Genomic DNA, 19,221 nt, shown 5'->3' with positions numbered 1-19,221 from the left:
CGCCATACGCTGCCCCCTCCCCCGCCCCGACACGAATTACCGCTTGGTTTCGATCATGCCGAGGTTGAAGCCGACGAACCGATTACCCGCTGCGGCGCCCATCGTCTCGCTCGACACGATGCTTCCCGCATTCAGCCCGACGAAATCGCCGTAAAGCACCTGCCGTCCGGCCGGGTATTCGAACTTCGAGCTCGTGCGCGACGAGCGAATCACGCCGGTGTTACCGCCCGCGAAGCCGCCGCCCTTCGTGTCGATACCCGTCACCGTTCCCGACGATTCCGAATTGACGATCGACGCCTCGTTCCAGCCGACGAACCCGCCGACGCTCACCCCTTCGACAGCCCTGACGTTGCCGAAGGCCTTCGAGCCGCTCACCTCGGCACTGACCTTCTTGTTGTGACCGACCAGGCCGCCCACGTAGCTGACGCGCCCCGCGGAAACGTTCGACGTCGAGCTCGACGATGCGATCGAGCCGTTGTTCTCGCCGACCAACCCGCCGATCGAGTTGTTCTGCCCGCCGCGCACGGTGCCGCTCGAGCGCGAATCCTCGATCTTCCCGTCGTTGACGGCCACGAGCCCGCCGACCTTGCTCGCGTTGCCGGCGCTCACGTCGCCGGCCGCCACCGCCAGACGGATCGTTCCGGTGTTCACGCCCACGAGGCCGCCGACGAACTGGCTCGCGGCATCGGTCACGCGCCCCTTCGCCGATACGTCCGCGAGGACGCCGCCAGTGTTTTTACCCGCGAAGCCACCCACCGCGGCCGCGCCGTTTCCGCTGACGTTGTCGGACGCATGCGACCCGCTGATCGCGCCGTTGTCGTTGCTGCCGACGAACCCGCCGATCGTGCTGCCGGTTGCCGCGGTGACGGTGCCGTTTGCCGATGCATCGCGAATGGTGCCTTCGTTGCCGCCGACCAGACCGCCAATCGTGGCCCCGGACTTCGCGCTGACGTTGCCGCTCGCCGATGCGTCGCGAATGGCACCGCTGTTCCAGCCGACCAGGCCGCCAATCTTGGCCCCGGACGTCGCGCTGACGTTACCGCTCGCCGACACGTTCGACAGATCCGAACCGGCGTTCCAGCCGACCGCGCCGCCGACAAAGGCGTCTTTACCGACCGACACGGTCATCGACGACGTCGAGTGGTCGATCGCGCCGGCGGCCGAGAAACCGGCCAGGCCGCCCGCGATCGCGTTGTCGCCCATCGAAAGCTTGCCGCTGCTCGACGAATTCGACACGGTCGAATCCCAGTTCGAGCCGACGATGCCGCCCAACGTATACACGCCGAGCGCCCATGCCCCCTTGCTCGTGATCTCGGTGTCGACGCGGCTGTTCGCGATACGCGCGCCGTCCATGTTCCGACCGGCGATCCCGCCGATCGAAATCGCCTTGTCGTTGCCGTTGATACGGCCGTGGAAGCGCGCGCCGTCGATCGTGCCCCCCTCATTCAAGCCGACGAGGCCCCCAACCACGCTGTTGCCCCGGACGGAGGACGTGGACGCGACCGTCATCCCCGTCGCGCGGACGTTCGAGATCGTCCCGCGGTTGGTGCCGGCCAGACCGCCGACCTGCGAATTGACGGCGTTCGCCGGGTTGTTCACGGTCAGCGAATCGAGCGCGAGATTGGCAATGCGTCCGTTGTTCTCGGAAAACAGGCCAACGGAAGGACCGAACCCGGTCACGTTCAGCCGGGAAGCCGTGTTGCCGAGGCCGTCGAACACGCCTTCGAACGCGTAGTAGCCGCCGATGCTCTGGAATGTCGCGCCCTTGCCGTCGATCGCGTTGCCCAGCACGTAGCGGCCCTTCAGGTCACGGTCCACGTTGCGCAGGCCCGCCACGTCGTGGATCACCTGATACCCTTCGCCGTTCGACGAGAACGATGCGTTGCGGCCCGACAGCGTGGCCGTTGCCTTGTCTTGCGTGAACCGGTGGCCCTTCGTCGAGTTCAGTTCCAGATGCGCCAGATCGCCCGTCAGCGCGACCTTGTCGTCGATCCGGATTTCGCCTGCGGCGTTCGCCGTCACGCCAGCCTTCGCGCCGCTCGCCGTCACCGCCTGCTTCAGCGCGACGTTGCCTTTCTTCGACGTCAGTGTCAGATCGTGGTCGCTCGCCCAGTTCACCGCGCCGTCCACCGTCAGGTCGCTCGACGTATTCGTCAACGCGACGTTCGTCGTGCCCAGCGCGCGCGACAACGTTGCCGCGCCGATCGCTGCGTCCGTGCCATCGACGTTCGCGTTCGCCGATTCGATCGTCCACGTGCCCGTGCGGCCCGACGCACTGCGCGTATCGACCTGTGCATCGCCCGCCACCTTCACCTGTTCGCCGCGCGTCGTCACTTCACCGCCCGCCGCGTTCAGCTTGCCCGCGACCTGCACCAGACCGCCGTCCAGCACGATCTTCCCGTCGCGCTCTTTCAGGCCCTGCGCCTCGATCGTTCCGCTGTTGTTCACCACTGCGTTCAGCAGGCCGTTCGCCGCGCGCGCCGTCATCAGCACCTCGCCGCCTTCCGCTTTCAGCAGACCACCGTTGTGTGCCTGCGCGTCCATCGCGCCGCCTTCCACCTGCAGGTTCAGCAGGCCGTTACCGTCGAAGTTCACGGTGAATGCGTTACCCGCGCCCAGCGCCACGCGACCTGCCTTCGCGCTGATCACGCCCGTGTTCGACACTCGCGCACCCAGCAACGCCACACTGCCGCCTTCGGCCGCCGCGATCGTCCCCGCGTTCTCCACCGACTGGCCCGATGCGCCCGAGAACCGGTAGGTGCCTGCGAGGAAATCCTTGTCCGATATGTCCTTCGTCGACGCCACCAGTCCACCGACGTTCACCTGCGCACCCGCACCGAACACCACCCCGTTCGGGTTCACCACGAACACCTTCCCGTTCGCATCGATCTGACCGTGGATCTGGCTGCCGTTCGTGCCGATCACACGGTTCAGCGCAATCGACTTGACGTCCGGCTGCTGGAACGACACGCGCTCGCCGCCCGCCACGCTGAAGTCCTGCCAGTTCGTGATCAACTTGTCCGTGTGCTGGTTGATCGACATCGTCTTGCCGTCCGCCGACGTCGCAATGTCAGCCTTCCCGGAGGCCACCGCACCGCCCGTCGGCAACGCATACGCGCTCGTCGCCGCCAGACCCAGCAACGACACCCCGGCCGCCAGCAGGCGCTTGCCGCTACCCGTCTTGCCGCGACGACGCGCGGTTTCGCTCACCGCACACCAGCCGCCGTGCGCTTCGTTCCATACCAATGAATAGGCCTTGTTCATTTGGAATCCTCTTTATGTGGTTTTTGAATGCTCGTGAAACAACCGAGCAGCCGATCACGCCAACTCAGAAATACTGAGCAGCCTGAACCCATACGCTCGGCGCACGGGTCGGCGAATCGCCACCCCGGCCAAGCGGCAATGCGGCCGTCAGCGACACCTGGCGCTTCGCGCCGAACCAGCTCGCGCCGATACCTGCCGCCTGCATGTGTTGCGTGTTCCGTTCGCCTGTCCACGGATGCCGGTTGAGCTGCACGGCGCCCGCATCGACGAACATGCTGACCTGCCACCCCGGCGCGGCGAGATAACGCAGTTCCGCGCTGGCCTGCCAGCCCTGGTCGCCGCTACCTTCGCCGAGCGCGTACGCGCGCACGCCGTACGGGCCGCCGAGGCTGAATTTCTCGGATGAATCAAGATTGCGTGACGCGAACTGCGCGCTGACCTGCCCGTACAACTGGAAACGGCCGCCCAGCGCCTGGATCCGCTGCGCGTCCACGTTGAGCTTCTTGAAACTGCCGATCGACTGCGTCAGCGGATTCGACTCGAACGCATCGCTGCTGCGCAGCCGCCCGACGCCGAACATCACCGAGAAGCCGTTGCGGCCGCCGCCCAGCCAGCCGTCCTGGCTGTTGCCGCTGAGCCCGAAGGTCCACAGGCCGACGTTCTTGTCGTTCTGGCGCGAGAAAGTGCCGTAGGTGTCGTGCAGGTTCTTGTTCTCGTATTGCACCTGCGCGGTGACGCTCAAATCGCGTGCGCGCACGAGCGGTTGCGCGACGTAGACGGTCTGGACGCTGGCGCGCCCGCTCATCTCGAGATCGGAAAACCGCCCCGCGACGCGGTAGCGCAGCGACGAATACGCGACGCCGACCCGCGTGGATGCCGGCCCGACCGGCACCTGATAGGCGGCGCGGTAATAGCGTTGCCGTTCGTCGCTGACGAGCCCGCGCAGGCTCAGGCGATCGCCGAGCCGCAGCGGCGCATTGACGTCGACGCCGCCGCCGACGCGGTAGCGCCCCGTCGACGCCCCGCCGAAATTGTCGAATTCGAGCGACCCGGATGCGGGCGGCCCGCGTTCGGCATCGACGACGAGATCGGTGGTGCCCGGCGCTTCGCCGGGGCGCAGCGTGCCGCGCGCGCCGACGCCCGCCAGATCGTCGAGCAGCAGCAGGCTGCGCTCGAGGCTGGAACCGCGGACAACGTCGCCCGGATGCAGCGCGGCAAGCGGCTGCCGCAGCACGGCGTCGAATGCGCGGGAATGATTCTGGATCTGGATCTTGCCGTAGCGTCCTTCGGCGACTTCGATGCGCACGACACCGTCTTCGATGTCCTGCTTCGGCAAATAGGCACGCGCGAGCACGTAACCGCGCTCGCGATAGTAGGCGGTGATCCGCTCTGCCGCGCTTTGCAGGTCGGCAAACGTCAGCGAGTCGCCTGCCAGCCCGGCGACGAGCGCCTGCAGCATTGCGGTGTCGAATACGGTGTTGCCGCCGACTTCGAACACGCGCACGGCGATGCGCGGCCCGGCGTCCGGTTGCGGCTGCGCGGCGCCTTCGGAGGGAACGATCTCGAGATCGGGCGCGGCTTGCGGCGGCAGCGCGGGCCGCGACGTTTCGACGTCGCGCATCGTCGCTCCGGCGTTCGGCACCTGTGCGTGTGCCTGCCCGGACACACCCGCCACGCCCGCGCCCCACAGCAACGACAGGCACAGCATGCTGCCGGCGCCCCGAAACACGCGCGGCATACCGCCGCCGGCGACAGCCACGGGCGGCGAACCGGCTGCACGCGCCCCCGCGATGACGAAACGGCCGCTGTCGTTACGGCAGCGGACGACGATTCTTCGTTGATCTACCCACATGCGCCACTGCATCCGAAGTGCAATCGCCGGACCCCTCCGGCGATCAATTTATTCGGCGGATGCTACAGACAGGCATTCCGGATGTATGTAGATCAGGTACGAAATTTGCGCAGCTATCGTCGTTAAAATGCAGTCGCGTACTAAGCCGCTTCCGGGAAAAATAGTAATCCTATTAATTTGCCTCGATCGAAACGGCATCGTCCCTCGGCAATCGGCACGTTGCCAGCGCGCGCCGGTGCCGCCTTCTACGCGGCACGCACGCCGACAACATCGGGCGCCGGTGTCACGCGCGCCGCCGATGCGCGACGGCAACCGCCGCCATCGCCACGAACCCTGCCGCGCCGGCCAGCAGCGCTGCGGCCGCGACCCACAACGCGGGCGTAAACGACCCGTATCGCGCCACCAGCGGCGCGGCGACGAGCGGCCCCGCGATCTGGCCGACGCCGTACGACGCGGTCGCATAACCCATCAGCCCGGCCGCGCGTTCGCCATGCAGGCGCCGTGCCTCGCGCATCGCGAACAGCGTGATCGCGGTGAACGGCAGGCCAAGCAACATGCTGCCGACCGAGAAACCGGCCGCGTTCGGCCACACGATCCCGGCCGCGATGCCGAGCGCCTGCGTCGCGCAGCCGGCCGCCAGCAGCACCCGGTTGTCCCAGTGGCCGGGCAGCCGCGAAGCGGAGATCGCGCCGACGATCAGCGCCGCGCCGAACATCGGCCAGAACAGGTCGGGCCACGGCGACCCGGCCGGCAGCGCGGCGCGCGCGATCACGGGCAGGAACGTCGCGGTGATGATGTAGCCGAAGCCCGGCATGCCGTACAGCACGACGAGCCATGCGGCGTCCGCGCGATGGCGCCGGGCATCGGCCGGCGCCGTGGAAGCTGCGGCGGTGGCGACGGCCGCATGCGAGGCGGCGCCGACCGCCGGCACGACCGCGAAGGTCCGCCAGATCGCGACCGACAGCACGGCCGACAGCGCCGCGAAACCCAGCCAGCCCGTCGCCGCGCGATGGCCGGCCAGCACGCTGCCGATCAGCCCCGTCACCACGATGCCGACGCCCGGCCCCGCGTAGATCACCCCGCTCCACTCGGGCGCGTGCAGCTCAGCCAGCCGCTTCAGCCCCCATTGCGACATGAACACGAACGTCCACGCGCTGACGACACCCGCGACGAAGCGCACCGAGAGCCACACGGGCAGCAGATGGCCGACGCCCATCGCGGCGGTGAGCAGCACGGTGGCCGCGAGCCCGATGCGGACCATCCGCGCGGGCGCGACGCGCAGCGCCGCGCAACTGACCGCGCCGGCGAAGTAGCCCGCGTAGTTCGCCGACGCTAGCCAGCTGCCGGCCTTCAGGCCGATCGAGCCGTCGGCCAGCATCAGCGGCAGCAGCGGCGTGAACGCGAAGCGGCCGACGCCGAGCACGATCGCGAGGCCGATCATGCAGGCCAGCGCGGCCGCACGGGCACGGCGGTCTGCTTCGTCTGACGAAAGCGCGTGGACGGCGAGCGGTGCATCGGGACGTGACATGGCGGCAGCATGGGCCGCCGCATGCGATGCGCCGGCCCCAACGAGAATCGGGACAGCTCGATCGTAGCTTGACCAATCATTCTCGAAAAATGAATAATTGAGAATCGACTCATCCCTTGGAGAGAATCATGGATCTGGCCGCGCTGGCGATATTCCGGGCGGTCGTGCGCGAGAACGGCGTGACGCGTGCGGCGGCCAAGCTCAATCGCGTGCAGTCGAACGTCACGACGCGTATCAAGCAGCTCGAGGAAGAACTCGGCGCGGCGCTGTTCGTGCGCGACGGCCGCCGGCTGGTGCTGACGCCCGCCGGGCACACGCTGCTGCCGTATGCGGAGCGCCTGCTCGCGCTCGCCGACGAGGCGCGCGACGCCGTGCGCGAGGACACGCCGCGCGGCCGGCTGCGGCTCGGCACGATGGAAAGCACGGCCGCGAGCCGGCTGCCGACCATACTCGCGCACTATCACCACGCATGGCCCGATGTGTCGCTCGAACTGCAGACGGGCACGACGGGCTGGCTGATCGACCGGGTGCGCGACTTCGAGATCGATGCCGCGCTGTTCGCCCGCCCGCCCGAGCCGGGCACGCTGCCCGACACGTTCGAGACGGTGCCGATCTTCCGCGAGGATCTCGTGCTGCTGACGCCGCGCGGCCATCCGCCGGTACGCACGCCGCGTGACGTGATCCTGCCGACGCTGATCGCGTTCGAGCGCGGCTGCACGTATCGCAAGTACGTCGAGCGGTGGTATGCGGCGCATGGCGTGAAGCCGGCGCGCGTGCTCGAACTCGGCTCGTATCACGCGATCGTCGCGTGTGTCGCGGCCGGCGCGGGCGTCGCGGTCGCGCCGCGTTCGGTGCTCGACCTGCAGCCCGAGACCGGCAACATTGCCGCGCACACGATCCCCGAACTCGAAGGCATCGACACGCTGCTCGCGTGGCGGCAAGGTTACGCGTCGGCTGCCCTCGCCGCGCTGCGCGATGCGCTCACGCAAGCCACGCAGCAGCCCGCCAGCGACACGAAGCCAGCGGTGACCGTCACGGCTTGACCCGTGTTCACGCGTCGTCGCATCGATCGACGCACACAAACGAAACGACCCGACCGGCATCTGCCGATCGGGTCGTTTTTCGACTCATGCGATGCCGCCAGTGAAACGGCACCGCATCGATGACGTGACGATCAGAGCCGCTCTTCGACCCAGCCCTTCACGCCTGCCAGCGCGCCCGGCAGGTTGGCCGGCTCGGTGCCGCCTGCCTGCGCCATGTCCGGACGGCCGCCGCCCTTGCCGCCGACCTGCTGCGCGACGAAGTTCACGAGCTCGCCGGCCTTGACCTTCTTGCTCGCGTCCGGCGTGACGCCTGCGATCAGGCTGACCTTGCCGCCTTCGACGGCCGCCAGCACGATCGCCGCGCTCTTCAGCTTGTCCTTCAGCTTGTCGACCGTTTCGCGCAGCGTCTTCGCGTCCGCGCCGTCGAGCGTCGCCGCCAGCACATACACGCCGGCCACTTCGACAGCCTGCTGCGCAAGCTCGTCGCCCTGGCTCGAGGCGAGCTTCGACTTCAGCGCACCCAGTTCCTTCTCGAGCGACTTCACCTGGTCCTGCACCTGCGCGATACGCTGCGTGAGTTCCGACGGCTGCGCCTTCAGCGCGGCCGCCGCTTCGTTCACGCGGGCGTCGAGTTCCTGCACGTAGCGCACCGCGTTGTCGCCGGTGATGGCCTCGACACGGCGGATGCCGGCCGCGACGCCGCCTTCGACGACGATCTTGAAGAAACCGATGTCGCCGCTGCGGCTCACGTGCGTACCGCCGCACAGTTCGCGCGAGAAGCCGAGGTCGAGCACGCGCACTTCATCGCCGTACTTCTCGCCGAACAGCGCCATCGCGCCGCCCTTCACCGCTTCGTCGTACGGCATCACGCGCACGATGCCCGGCGCGTTGGCCAGGATCTCGTTGTTGACGATCTGCTCGACGCGACGGATTTCGTCGTCGGTCATCGGCGCGTTGTGCGCGAAGTCGAAGCGGGTCTTCTCCGCGTCGACCAGCGAACCCTTCTGCTGCACGTGCGCGCCGAGTACTTCGCGCAGCGCCTTGTGCATCAGGTGGGTGGCCGAGTGGTTGCGCTGCGTGCGGGCGCGGCGGTGCGCGTCGATTTCCGCGCGCAGCACGTCGCCGACCTTCAGCGTGCCTTGCTCCAGCGTGCCGTGATGGCCGATCACGTCGGCCTGCACCTTCAGCGTGTCGGCCACCGCAAAGCGCGTCGCGGCGTTCGCGAGCACGCCCTGGTCGCCGACCTGGCCGCCCGATTCCGCGTAGAACGGCGTGTGGTCGAGCACGACGACTGCGTCCTGGCCGGTCTTCACTTCGTTGACCGACGAGCCGTCGACGTACAGCGCGACGATCTTGGCGTCGTCGAACGCGATTTCCTCGTAGCCGTGGAAGGTGGTCTTCGCGCCCGTGTATTCGAGGCCCTGCGCGGCCTTGAACTTGCCGGCCGCGCGCGCCTGCTCGCGCTGGCGCGCCATCGCGTCGTCGAATGCCGGCTCGTCGACCGTCATCCCGCGCTCGCGGCACACGTCGGCCGTGAGGTCGAGCGGGAAGCCGTACGTATCGTGCAGCTTGAACGCGAGTTCGCCGTCGAGCACCTTGCCGCCCTTCGCGTCGACGTCGGCCAGCGCGGCTTCGAGGATCGACATGCCGTGCTCGATCGTCTCGAAGAAGCGCTCTTCTTCCTGGCGCAGCACGTCGGTCACGCGCTGTTCGGCTTCCTTCAGTTCCGGATACGCAACGCCCATCTCGGCGACGAGGTCGGCCACCAGCTTGTGGAAGAACGAACCCTTGCGACCGAGCTTGTAGCCGTGGCGGATCGCGCGGCGCACGATCCGGCGCAGCACGTAGCCGCGGCCTTCGTTGCCGGGAATCACGCCGTCGACGATCAGGAACGAGCACGCGCGGATGTGATCGGCGATCACCTTCAGCGAGTTGTTCGTGAGGTCGCTGATCTCGGTCACGCGCGCGGCGGCCTTGATCAGGTTCTGGAACAGGTCGATCTCGTAGTTGCTGTGCACGTGCTGCAGCACCGCGGCCAGGCGCTCGAGGCCCATGCCGGTGTCGACCGACTGCTTCGGCAGGCGCGTCATGTTGCCCTGCGCGTCGCGGTTGAACTGCATGAACACGAGGTTCCAGATCTCGATGTAGCGGTCGCCGTCTTCTTCAGGCGACCCCGGCGGGCCGCCCCACACGTCCGGGCCGTGGTCGTAGAAGATTTCGGTACACGGGCCGCACGGGCCCGTATCGCCCATCGTCCAGAAGTTGTCCGACGCGTAGCGCGCGCCCTTGTTGTCGCCGATGCGGATGATGCGCTCGGTCGGCACGCCGACTTCCTTCGCCCAGATGTCGTACGCCTCGTCGTCTTCCTGGTAGACCGTGACCCACAGCTTGTCCTTCGGCAGCTGGTAGACCGTGGTCAGCAGCTCCCACGCGAACTTGATCGCGTCGTGCTTGAAGTAATCGCCGAACGAGAAGTTGCCGAGCATCTCGAAGAACGTGTGGTGACGCGCCGTGTAGCCGACGTTCTCGAGGTCGTTGTGCTTGCCGCCCGCGCGCACGCTGCGCTGCGCCGTCGTGGCGCGCGAGTACGGGCGCGGATCCGTGCCGAGGAACACGTCCTTGAACTGGACCATGCCCGAGTTCGTGAACATCAGCGTGGGGTCGTTACCGGGCACGAGGCTCGACGACCGGACGATCGTGTGGCCCTTCGATTCGAAGAATTTGAGGAATTTCTCGCGGATTTCGGCAGCTTTCATGGCGTGCGGGGACAGTCTGGCAAAGACGGCTTCAAACGCCGGCGCCCTTGACGGGCGCGCGACGGCATGGATTCGGAAACGATCGATTATACGGGATCGGGGCCGGCTTCCGGGCAAAGCGCCGGCAAAGCGGCTCGGCCCTCCGGCCGGGCCGGGTGGGCCACCCGGACGGCCGATTCGCCTTAAGATGCTCGGCATGCCAATTCGCCTTGCCCGCCAAGGCCAGCCATGAAAGGAGACGATTCGACGATGGGTGCCCTGAGCCATATCCGCGTGCTGGACCTCACCCGCGTGCTCGCGGGCCCGTGGTGCGCGCAGACGCTCGCCGATTTCGGCGCGGACGTGATCAAGGTCGAGCGCCCGGGCGCCGGCGACGACACGCGCCACTGGGGGCCGCCGTACCTGAAGGACGCGGACGGCGCGGACACCGCCGAGGCGGCGTACTACCTCGCGGCAAACCGCAACAAGCGCTCGGTGACGATCGACATCGCGACGCCCGAAGGCCAGCAGATCGTGCGGGAACTCGCCGCGCAAAGCGACGTCGTGCTCGAGAACTACAAGGTCGGCCAGCTGAAGAAATACGGGCTCGATTACGACTCGCTGCGCGCGGTGAAGCCCGATCTCGTCTACTGCTCAGTCACCGGCTTCGGCCAGACGGGCCCGTACGCGCACCGCGCGGGCTACGACTTCATCGTGCAGGGGATCGGCGGCTTCATGAGCATCACCGGCGAGCGCGACGGCGAGCCGGGCGGCGGCCCGCAGAAGGCCGGCGTCGCGATCGCCGATCTCGCGACGGGCCTCTATTCGACGATTGCCGTGCTTGCCGCGCTCGCGCACCGCGACCGGACCGGCGAAGGCCAGTACATCGACATGGCGCTGCTCGACGTGCAGGTCGCGCTGCTCGCGAACATGAACACCAACTTCCTCGCGAGCGGCAAGCCGCCGGTGCGCTGGGGCAACGCGCATCCGAACATCGTGCCGTACCAGACGTTCCAGACGAGCGACGGCTGGATCATCGTCGCGGTCGGCAACGACGGGCAGTTCCGCAAGTTCGTCGAGGCCGGCGGCCGGCCCGAGCTGGCCGACGACGAGCGTTTCGCGACGAACCCGTCGCGCGTGCGCCATCGCGACACGCTGGTGCCGATCCTCGCGGAGATGGTGAAGGCGCGCGGCAAGGCCGACTGGATCGCCGTGCTCGAAGCGGCCGGCGTGCCGTGCGGGCCGATCAACGATCTCGACGAAGTGTTCGACAACGAGCAGGTGGTCGCGCGCGGGATGCAGGTGTCGCTGCCGCACCCGTGCGGCGCGGACGTGAAGCTCGTGCGCAACCCGATCCGGATGAGCGCGACGCCGCCCGACGCACGCACGGCCCCGCCGCTGCTCGGCGCGCAGACCGACGACGTGCTGCGCGACATGCTCGGTTACGACGATGCGCGGATTGCCGCGCTGAAGGCGAAACAGGCGATCTGACGCGTCAGGCTCGCGTGGTGGCGCTCGCCCGTCTACTGCGCGAGCGCGTCGAGCCAGCCGCGTGCGGCCGGCCAGTCGCCGAGCCCGCTGTCCGCGTTGATGTGGCCGCGCGGGCCGATCTCGCGGAGTTCACTGCCCCACGCGTGCGCGCAGCCGCGCGCGAACGCGAGCGAACCGTACGGGTCGTCGCTGCTCGCGACAACGCAAGTAGGAAATGGCAGCCGCTCACGCGGCACCGGGCCGAAGCCGTGCGCGTCGGCCGGAAACGCCGGCCCGGCCGGATCGGGCAACGCGACGAGCAGCGCACCGCGCACTTTCGCGAGCGCGGCCGGGCGCGCATAGCGCGTCGCCCACCATGCGGTGGTCAGCGTGCCGAGGCTGTGACCGGCAATCAGTACGGGCCCGCGCGCGGCTTCGACCGCACGGTCGAGCGCGAGACACCAGCCGTTGCGGAACGCGCGGTCCCAGTCGGGCATCGCGATTCGCGAAAAGCGCGCATCGGCGCGCTCCCAGCGGCTCTGCCAGTGAAGCGGGCCGGAATTGCCGTAGCCCGGCAGGACGAAAACGAAGGGGTCGCTCATGGAGGATTCGTCGACGATTGGAATCGTGATGTGGCGTCGACGAAGTGTCGCACACCCTCCTCTCCCTGATGCTGCCTGTCAAAAACCGGGGATGTGCGTGACATTCATGCGGGTCGTGACGCGTTCGGATCGGCGTCACGACCGGCCGGCGTTCAGCGGCACCCGCGTCGCGGGCGCCCGCCGGCGTCGATCAGCGTACGCCGGCGCCGACCAGGCCGCCTGCCGCCGCACCGGCGACGGTGCCGACCGGGCCACCCGTGATCAGGTAGCCGAGCGCGCCGCCTGCGGCCGCGCCGATACCGGCATTACGTTGCGTATGCGTCATCGCGCATGCGCCGAGTTGCGACAGGGCCGCGACGATCACCGCGGTGCGAACGAGAAAAGTGGTCTTCTTCATCATGGTTATTGGCTTCCTTCCGCCCGGAAAAAAATACGAATGGCGGCGTTGTATCGGTAAAGCCATCATAGGAAAACCCGAACGGCGCGGGCAATCCGATTTACGTCGTGTTACAGCCGACACACACTCGATATATTGCGGTACGCATCGCGTACGCACGGCGCCGGACCCGCAAGCCGCGCGGGACGGACCCCGGTCAGGTAGAATTACGGGATTAAACCGGCGCGACGCGCCGACACAACCTGACGCCAACCGCATGAGCACCGAACGCAACGACGCCCCCGCGGCTTCCAATTTCATCCGCAACATCATCGACGACGACAACCGCACCGGCAAATGGAGCGGCCGCGTCGAGACGCGCTTCCCGCCCGAGCCGAACGGCTATCTGCACATCGGCCATGCGAAGAGCATCTGCCTGAACTTCAGCGTCGCGCGCGACTACGGCGGCGTGTGCCACCTGCGCTTCGACGACACGAACCCGGAAAAGGAAAGCGTCGAGTACGTCGACTCGATCGTCGACGCGGTGCGCTGGCTCGGTTTCGACTGGCGCAAGGACGCGGTCGATCATCAGTATTTCGCGAGCGACTACTACGACAAGCTGTACGAGTTCGCCGAGCTGCTGATCAAGCGCGGCAAGGCGTATGTCGACAGCCAGAGCGCCGATGAAATGCGCGCGAACCGCGGCTCGCTGACGGAAGGCGGCAAGCCGTCGCCGTTCCGCGAGCGCACGCCGGAAGAAAACCTCGACCTGTTCCGCCGCATGAAGGCCGGCGAGTTCAAGGAAGGCGAGCACGTGCTGCGCGCGAAGATCGACATGGCTTCGCCGAACATGAACATGCGCGACCCGGTGATCTACCGGATCCGCTACGCGCACCACTACCGCACCGGCGACGCGTGGTGCGTGTATCCGATGTACGACTACACGCACTGCATCTCGGATGCGCTCGAAGGCATCACGCATTCGCTGTGCACGCTCGAATTCGAAGATCACCGCCCGCTGTACGACTGGGTGCTGAACGAACTCGCGGAAGCCGGCATGTTCACGCGCCCGCTGCCGCAACAGATCGAATTCTCGCGCCTGAACCTCACGTACGCGATCACCAGCAAGCGCAAGCTGCTGCAGCTCGTCACCGAAGGTCACGTCGACGGCTGGGACGACCCGCGGATGCCGACGATCGTCGGCGTGCGCCGTCGCGGCTTCACGCCGGAGAGCATCCACCTGTTCTGCGAACGGATCGGCGTAACCAAGATCGATTCGTGGATCGACATGAGCATCTTCGAAGGCGCGCTGCGCGACGACCTCGACGACAAGGCCGCGCGCACGGTCGCGGTGCTCGATCCGCTGAAGCTCGTGATCGACAACTATCCGGAAGACCTCGAGGAAGCGTGCACGGCACCCGTGCACCCGCACCACCCGGATCGCGGCGTGCGCACGTTCCCGATCTCGCGCGAGCTGTGGATCGAGCGCGAGGATTTCGTCGAGAACCCGCCGAAGGGCTATTTCCGCCTGTTCCCGGGCAACAAGGTGCGCCTGCGCTACGGCTACGTGATCGAATGCACGGGCTTCGACAAGGACGCCGACGGCAACGTGACGGCCGTGCACTGCAACTATTTCCCGGACAGCAAGTCGGGCACGGAAGGCGCGAACACGTACAAGGTCAAGGGCAACATCCACTGGGTCAGCGCGAAGCATGCGCAGCCGGCCGAAGTGCGGATCTACGACCGCCTGTTCAAGGAGCCGCACCCGGACGCCGGCGGCGCGAACTTCCTCGAAGCGCTGAATCCCGATTCGAAGAAGATCGTGCAGGCTTATCTGGAGCCGGGTAACGGCGACATCGCGCCGGAAACGCGCCTGCAGTTCGAGCGCCACGGCTACTTTGTTGCCGACCGTGTCGATTCGAAGCCGGGCAAGCCGGTGTTCAACCGGATCGTCGGCCTGCGCGACAGCTGGGGCAAGCCGGCCTGACGGCCCGCTCCGCATGCGGCGGGCGGCTTCGACAGCCGCCGTCGCATGACCATGAAAAAACCGGCCCTCGGGCCGGTTTTTTTATTGCGTGCATCGAAGCGGAACACGGCCACGCACGCGGCCACGCCTGTTCACCCGCCCGACAACCGCCGATGCAGTTCCGCCAGCGACAGCTTCGTGCGAAACAGCCGCGCGAGGCTGCGGCTCGCATACACGTCGATGTCGCCCGGCACGGTCCAGCGGTACGCGTCCATCTCGGGAATCATCGAGCCGTCGCGACGGCTCGGGAACAGCGACGTACACGTGCAGTGCGCGGGATCGATCTCGCCTTCGGCCACCCGCACCGCGAACAGGTGCAGGTCCTTGTCGTGCCGGTACGCAAAGCGGCCGAGATCGAGCAGCCTGGCCGGCGCGAATTCGATGCCGGTTTCCTCCAGCAGCTCGCGCAGCGCGGCGTCGACCGGCGTCTCGCCAGGCTCGCCCTGCCCCTTCGGGATGTCCCAGTGCGTGGTATCCGTCGCATGCGCGAGGAACACGCGGCCGGCCGCATCGAGGATCACGACGCCGCACGACACCGTGCGCGGCGCGCCGCCCCGCTTCATCACACGCGTGCTCAGCGCTTCTGCAGTTGCCACTTGCCCGCGGCCGTCTTGCAGTAGACGGGCTTGAGCGTCATCGACTGGCCCTTCGCGGTGATGTCGGTCGTGATTTCGCGGCAGGTCTTGCCGTCCGTCTCGGTCGTGGTCGGCGTGAGCTTCGCATCGATCTGCGTGCCCCGGCCGCTGCTCTGCCACGTCGTCGTCTCGCCGTCCTTGCCTTCGTCGCGCACCTTCTCGGCGGCCTTCGACAGCGACGCCGTGTCGGCCTTGCTGAAATAGCTGAGCGGCGTGTTGGTCAGGAAGTTCAGGTTGTTCTGCGCATGGGCGGGCAGCATCGCGGCTGCGCACGCGGCACCGGCCAGCACACGCGTGACGACGGAAAGGGATGCACGCATCGACATGTTGTTCTCCTTGGATGTTCGATCGAACGGCGTGGCGCATGCCGGCGAACCGGCTCGCGCCACGCCCGTCAACGAGCGAGCATAGCATGCGTGCAACCGGCGATGCCTTCTAGTGCCCGGCCGGCGCGGCCGTTTGCTGATATCCGTCAGTCAGCGTGCCGAGGAATGCGATCACGTCCTTGATCTCGGCCGCGTTCAGCGCCGGCTGCTCGCCGCGCTTGCGGTCGAACGGCGCTTCGCGGTTGATGTTCGGCCAGTAGCGCTTCGGCAGGTCGTCGTAAATCTGGACCTTGCCGTGCACGACCGGGTAGAACTTCTCCGGATGGATGTCGCGCTCGACGTAGAAGCGCATCACGTCCTCGAGCGTGTGATACACGCCGTTGTGGAAGAAGGTCTTGCGCAGCGTGACGTTGCGCAGCGACGGCGTGCGGAACAGCCCGCAGAATTCGTCGCGGCCCTTCAGGTCGGTGCGCTCGGGGCCGCATGCGCCGAGATCGTAAAAGCGCGGGTCGCGGTTGACGGGCAGCGCGCGGTTGCGCGGCACCGCGATCGCGATCAGCCCGAAATCGCTGAACTGCGGCGGCGTGCCGTCGAGCGCACGCTGGCTGATGTGGCAGCTCGCGCAATTGCCCTTCTTCTCGTCGTTGAACAATTGCAGCCCGCGCAGTTCGGCCGGCGTGAGCTGTGCACGACCCGCGAGATACGCGTCGTACTTGCTCGTGTACGGCGAGAACAGTTCGGGCGTCTGCTCGAAGGTTTCAAGCGCGCGCAGCACGGCCTTGAACGTGGCCGCATCGTCGTCGAGCACCTTCACGCCGAACACCGCGCGGAACTCGTCCGCATACGGCGCGGCCTTCACGGCCTGCGCGACCTTCGCGGGCGAGCTGTTCATCTCGAACGGCGAAGTCAGCGGAATGCGCGCCTGCTCGGCACCCGTATCGACGCGGCCGTCCCACGTGAGGCCGCCCGTCGGGCCTGCATCGACGCTCTCGTCGCCTTCGTCGTCGGAATCGTGGAAGTGCTCGGTGAACTGCGGCACGCCCTGCAGGTACTTCAGCGACGGCACCGCGCGAAAGCCCGGATGCTTCATGTCGTCGCCGCCCAACTGCACGGCCAGCGCATTGGGCGGCCCGAACGCGTGATCGGGGCTGTGACACGACGCGCACGCGAGCTTGCCGGAACCTGACAGCGTAGGGTCGAAGAAAAGTTGCTTGCCGAGCGCCGTCATCCGGCGCACGCCTTCGTAAACTTGCGCGCGCGTCTGCGGCTGGTTCGTCGCGACCACGGCACCGCTCGCGGCAACCGTTGCGGACGCAACCAGATTCGCGGCGCCCGACGCACTCGCCGCGCTCGCGGCCGGTGCGGCCGGCGTACCGGCACCGGGCTGTCCGTCACAGCCGGCAAGGGTGACGAGCGTGGCGGCCAGCGCGAATGCGCCGGTGAGATGCAGCCACGAACGCGCGAACGCGCCGGCTGTCGGTTGGCGAGGCTTCATCGATTCGTCGGAAAGTAGGTTCAGGAGCGGCCGGAGTTTATGTCAGTCGCATGACCGTTACATGACGACTCGCCGACAGCTAATCGAAAGGACGCCTACACCCGCCTGTCAAATCGCACCCTCAAAATGCGTGCAGCCGGACATGCCACGGTCACCTCGCGAACCGGCGGTACACGAATGCGCCGGTTCCCCACGCGACAAGAGAGAGATAGAGAGTACAACGGATGAAAAACCACGCCTGGATTCGCTTTACACCGATCGCCGTAGCGGCGGCGGCCGCCCTCACCGCCTGCGGCGGCGACGACGTGCAGCAGCAAGGTCTGTCGACGGTGAAGAACGTCGTCGTGATCTATGCGGAAAACCGCAGCTTCGACAACCTGTACGGCAACTTCCCGGGCGCGAACGGCCTGCAGAACGTGACCGCGGCCAGCGCACAGCAGAAGGACCGCAACGGCCAGCCGCTCGCGACGCTGCCGAAGGTCTGGGGCGGCCTGACCGCGAAGGGCGTGACGCCTGCCGTGACGGAAGCGATGACGGCGAACCTGCCGAACGCGCCCTTCGCGATCGACGACCCGAACGGTTTCAACACGCCGATGAGCGTGACGACACGCGACCTGTATCACCGCTTCTACGAGAACCAGATGCAGATCAACGGCGGCAAGAACGACATGTTCGCCGCATGGGCCGACTCCGGCGGCCTCGTGATGGGCCACTACACGCCCGACGCGACGAAGCTGCCGCTGTGGAAGATCGCGCAGCAGTTCACGCTGGCCGACAACTTCTTCATGGGCGCGTTCGGCGGCTCGTTCCTGAATCACCAGTACCTGATCTGCGCATGCGCGCCGTTCTATGCGAACGCGGACAAGAGCCCGGCCGCCGGCTCGATCTCGGCCGTCGCCGCCGACGGCAAGTCGCTGCAACTCGCGACCAACTCGCCGGCATCCGCGCTCGACGGCATTCCGAAGTTCGTGAACTCGGGCAACCTGACGCCGGACTTCTACGCGATCAACACGATGCAGCCGCCGTATCAGCCGAGCGGCAACAAGGCCGCGTCGGGCGGCGATCCGAACCTCGCCGACCCGTCGGCGGCGTCGACGATGCCGCCGCAGTCGCAGCAGAACATCGGCGACCTGATGACCAGCGCCGGCGTGTCGTGGGCGTGGTACGGCGGCGCGTGGAACCAGGCGCTGCAGGCTGCGCAGAGCGGCACGGCGAACGTGATCTACGGCCCGAACATGACGGCGCCGAACTTCCAGCCGCACCACCAGCCGTTCAACTACTACGCGAACCAGGCACCGGGCAGCACGAGCCGCGCGCAGCACTTGCTCGACGGCGGCACCGACGGCAGCGAGTTCATCAAGGCGATCGACGCGGGCACGCTGCCGCAAGTCGCGTTCTACAAGCCGCAGGGCAACCTGAACGAACATGCGGGCTACACGGACGTGTCGAGCGGCGACCAGCACATCGCGAACGTGATCGCGCACCTGCAGGCGAGCCCGCAGTGGAAGAACATGGTCGTGGTCGTCACGTACGACGAAAACGGCGGCTTCTGGGATCACGTGTCGCCGCCGAAGGGCGATCGCTGGGGCCCGGGCACGCGGATTCCGGCGCTGATCGTGTCGCCGTTCTCGAAGAAGGGTTTCGTCGACCACACGCAGTACGACACCGCGTCGATCCTGCGTTTCATCACGCGCCGCTTCTCGCTGCCGCGCCTCGCGGGCCTGCAACAGCGCGACGACGCGCTGAAGGCGAACGGCGGCCAGCCGATGGGCGACCTGACGAACGCACTCGCGCTGTCGCCGAACCTGTAACGGCATCGCGACGAGCGGGCCGGTGTCATCGCCGGCCGCGAACGCACGAAGGGCGGCC

General features: G+C 67.3%; 13 protein-coding genes. 4 read left to right on the top strand and 9 right to left on the bottom strand.

Annotated features, from left to right (window positions below; all coding sequences use genetic code 11):
• Window positions 1-36 precede the first annotated feature (36 nt).
• The 3 genes from HWX87_RS10695 to HWX87_RS10685 form a co-directional block, all read right to left on the bottom strand.
• A complete protein-coding gene (locus tag HWX87_RS10695) occupies window positions 37-3,264 on the bottom strand; it encodes a GLUG motif-containing protein (RefSeq protein WP_176047108.1) in 3,228 nt (1,075 codons plus the stop codon).
• A gap of 64 nt (window positions 3,265-3,328) precedes the next feature.
• Entirely contained in the window at window positions 3,329-5,116 is a 1,788-nt protein-coding gene (locus HWX87_RS10690; protein WP_244137654.1) for a ShlB/FhaC/HecB family hemolysin secretion/activation protein, read from the bottom strand.
• Between the two features lie 283 nt (window positions 5,117-5,399).
• The gene (locus HWX87_RS10685; protein WP_176047107.1) at window positions 5,400-6,644 is read right to left on the bottom strand and encodes a YbfB/YjiJ family MFS transporter; all 1,245 of its coding nucleotides are present in this window, start codon (window positions 6,642-6,644) and stop codon (window positions 5,400-5,402) included.
• 128 nt (window positions 6,645-6,772) lie between these two features.
• On the opposite strand from HWX87_RS10685, the gene HWX87_RS10680 reads away from it, so the two are divergent.
• Complete coding sequence (locus tag HWX87_RS10680) at window positions 6,773-7,687, top strand: LysR family transcriptional regulator (protein ID WP_176047106.1); 915 nt, start codon at window positions 6,773-6,775, stop codon at window positions 7,685-7,687.
• Between the two features lie 131 nt (window positions 7,688-7,818).
• Here the strand turns inward: HWX87_RS10680 and alaS are convergent, their stop codons facing one another.
• Window positions 7,819-10,443, bottom strand: a complete 2,625-nt coding sequence (alaS, locus tag HWX87_RS10675) for an alanine--tRNA ligase (protein WP_176047105.1) — start codon at window positions 10,441-10,443, stop codon at window positions 7,819-7,821.
• 249 nt (window positions 10,444-10,692) lie between these two features.
• On the opposite strand from alaS, the gene HWX87_RS10670 reads away from it, so the two are divergent.
• Entirely contained in the window at window positions 10,693-11,913 is a 1,221-nt protein-coding gene (locus tag HWX87_RS10670; protein ID WP_176047104.1) for a CaiB/BaiF CoA-transferase family protein, read from the top strand.
• Window positions 11,914-11,945: 32 nt separating this feature from the next.
• Here HWX87_RS10670 and HWX87_RS10665 read toward each other — a convergent pair whose 3' ends face one another.
• Both HWX87_RS10665 and HWX87_RS10660 read right to left on the bottom strand, forming a co-directional pair.
• A complete protein-coding gene (locus tag HWX87_RS10665) occupies window positions 11,946-12,494 on the bottom strand; it encodes an alpha/beta hydrolase (protein ID WP_176047103.1) in 549 nt (182 codons plus the stop codon).
• Window positions 12,495-12,684: 190 nt separating this feature from the next.
• Window positions 12,685-12,894, bottom strand: coding sequence for an ornithine acetyltransferase (locus HWX87_RS10660; protein ID WP_006497729.1), 210 nt, complete (start codon window positions 12,892-12,894; stop codon window positions 12,685-12,687).
• A 253-nt stretch (window positions 12,895-13,147) separates the two neighbouring features.
• Here HWX87_RS10660 and HWX87_RS10655 point away from each other — a divergent pair, with 253 nt between their 5' ends.
• The gene (locus HWX87_RS10655; protein ID WP_176047102.1) at window positions 13,148-14,857 is read left to right on the top strand and encodes a glutamine--tRNA ligase/YqeY domain fusion protein; all 1,710 of its coding nucleotides are present in this window, start codon (window positions 13,148-13,150) and stop codon (window positions 14,855-14,857) included.
• A gap of 131 nt (window positions 14,858-14,988) precedes the next feature.
• Here the strand turns inward: HWX87_RS10655 and HWX87_RS10650 are convergent, their stop codons facing one another.
• The 3 genes from HWX87_RS10650 to HWX87_RS10640 all read right to left on the bottom strand — a co-directional run bounded on the left by HWX87_RS10650 (window position 14,989) and on the right by HWX87_RS10640 (window position 17,352).
• On the bottom strand, window positions 14,989-15,459 hold the full coding sequence (locus HWX87_RS10650; protein ID WP_176047164.1) for an NUDIX hydrolase: 471 nt from the start codon (window positions 15,457-15,459) through the stop codon (window positions 14,989-14,991).
• 11 nt (window positions 15,460-15,470) lie between these two features.
• Window positions 15,471-15,857, bottom strand: a complete 387-nt coding sequence (locus tag HWX87_RS10645) for a hypothetical protein (protein ID WP_176047101.1) — start codon at window positions 15,855-15,857, stop codon at window positions 15,471-15,473.
• A gap of 109 nt (window positions 15,858-15,966) precedes the next feature.
• On the bottom strand, window positions 15,967-17,352 hold the full coding sequence (locus HWX87_RS10640) for a cytochrome c peroxidase (RefSeq protein WP_176047100.1): 1,386 nt from the start codon (window positions 17,350-17,352) through the stop codon (window positions 15,967-15,969).
• Between the two features lie 224 nt (window positions 17,353-17,576).
• Here HWX87_RS10640 and HWX87_RS10635 point away from each other — a divergent pair, with 224 nt between their 5' ends.
• On the top strand, window positions 17,577-19,163 hold the full coding sequence (locus tag HWX87_RS10635; RefSeq protein ID WP_176047099.1) for an acid phosphatase: 1,587 nt from the start codon (window positions 17,577-17,579) through the stop codon (window positions 19,161-19,163).
• Window positions 19,164-19,221: the final 58 nt, after the last annotated feature.

The organism is Burkholderia sp. BCC1644, assembly GCF_902833225.1.
Classification (GTDB): Bacteria; Pseudomonadota; Gammaproteobacteria; order Burkholderiales; family Burkholderiaceae; genus Burkholderia.
This window is presented reverse-complemented; position numbering and strand designations above follow the sequence as displayed.

Excerpts from the sequence above, each read along its gene's own strand:
- HWX87_RS10695 (WP_176047108.1), bottom strand. The coding sequence starts at position 3,264 with ATGAACAAGGCCTATTCATTGGTATGGAACGAAGCGCACGGCGGCTGG.
- HWX87_RS10690 (WP_244137654.1), bottom strand. The coding sequence starts at position 5,116 with ATGTGGGTAGATCAACGAAGAATCGTCGTCCGCTGCCGTAACGACAGC.
- HWX87_RS10685 (WP_176047107.1), bottom strand. The coding sequence starts at position 6,644 with ATGTCACGTCCCGATGCACCGCTCGCCGTCCACGCGCTTTCGTCAGAC.
- HWX87_RS10680 (WP_176047106.1), top strand. The coding sequence starts at position 6,773 with ATGGATCTGGCCGCGCTGGCGATATTCCGGGCGGTCGTGCGCGAGAAC.
- alaS (WP_176047105.1), bottom strand. The coding sequence starts at position 10,443 with ATGAAAGCTGCCGAAATCCGCGAGAAATTCCTCAAATTCTTCGAATCG.
- HWX87_RS10670 (WP_176047104.1), top strand. The coding sequence starts at position 10,693 with ATGGGTGCCCTGAGCCATATCCGCGTGCTGGACCTCACCCGCGTGCTC.
- HWX87_RS10665 (WP_176047103.1), bottom strand. The coding sequence starts at position 12,494 with ATGAGCGACCCCTTCGTTTTCGTCCTGCCGGGCTACGGCAATTCCGGC.
- HWX87_RS10660 (WP_006497729.1), bottom strand. The coding sequence starts at position 12,894 with ATGATGAAGAAGACCACTTTTCTCGTTCGCACCGCGGTGATCGTCGCG.
- HWX87_RS10655 (WP_176047102.1), top strand. The coding sequence starts at position 13,148 with ATGAGCACCGAACGCAACGACGCCCCCGCGGCTTCCAATTTCATCCGC.
- HWX87_RS10650 (WP_176047164.1), bottom strand. The coding sequence starts at position 15,459 with ATGAAGCGGGGCGGCGCGCCGCGCACGGTGTCGTGCGGCGTCGTGATC.
- HWX87_RS10645 (WP_176047101.1), bottom strand. The coding sequence starts at position 15,857 with ATGTCGATGCGTGCATCCCTTTCCGTCGTCACGCGTGTGCTGGCCGGT.
- HWX87_RS10640 (WP_176047100.1), bottom strand. The coding sequence starts at position 17,352 with ATGAAGCCTCGCCAACCGACAGCCGGCGCGTTCGCGCGTTCGTGGCTG.
- HWX87_RS10635 (WP_176047099.1), top strand. The coding sequence starts at position 17,577 with ATGAAAAACCACGCCTGGATTCGCTTTACACCGATCGCCGTAGCGGCG.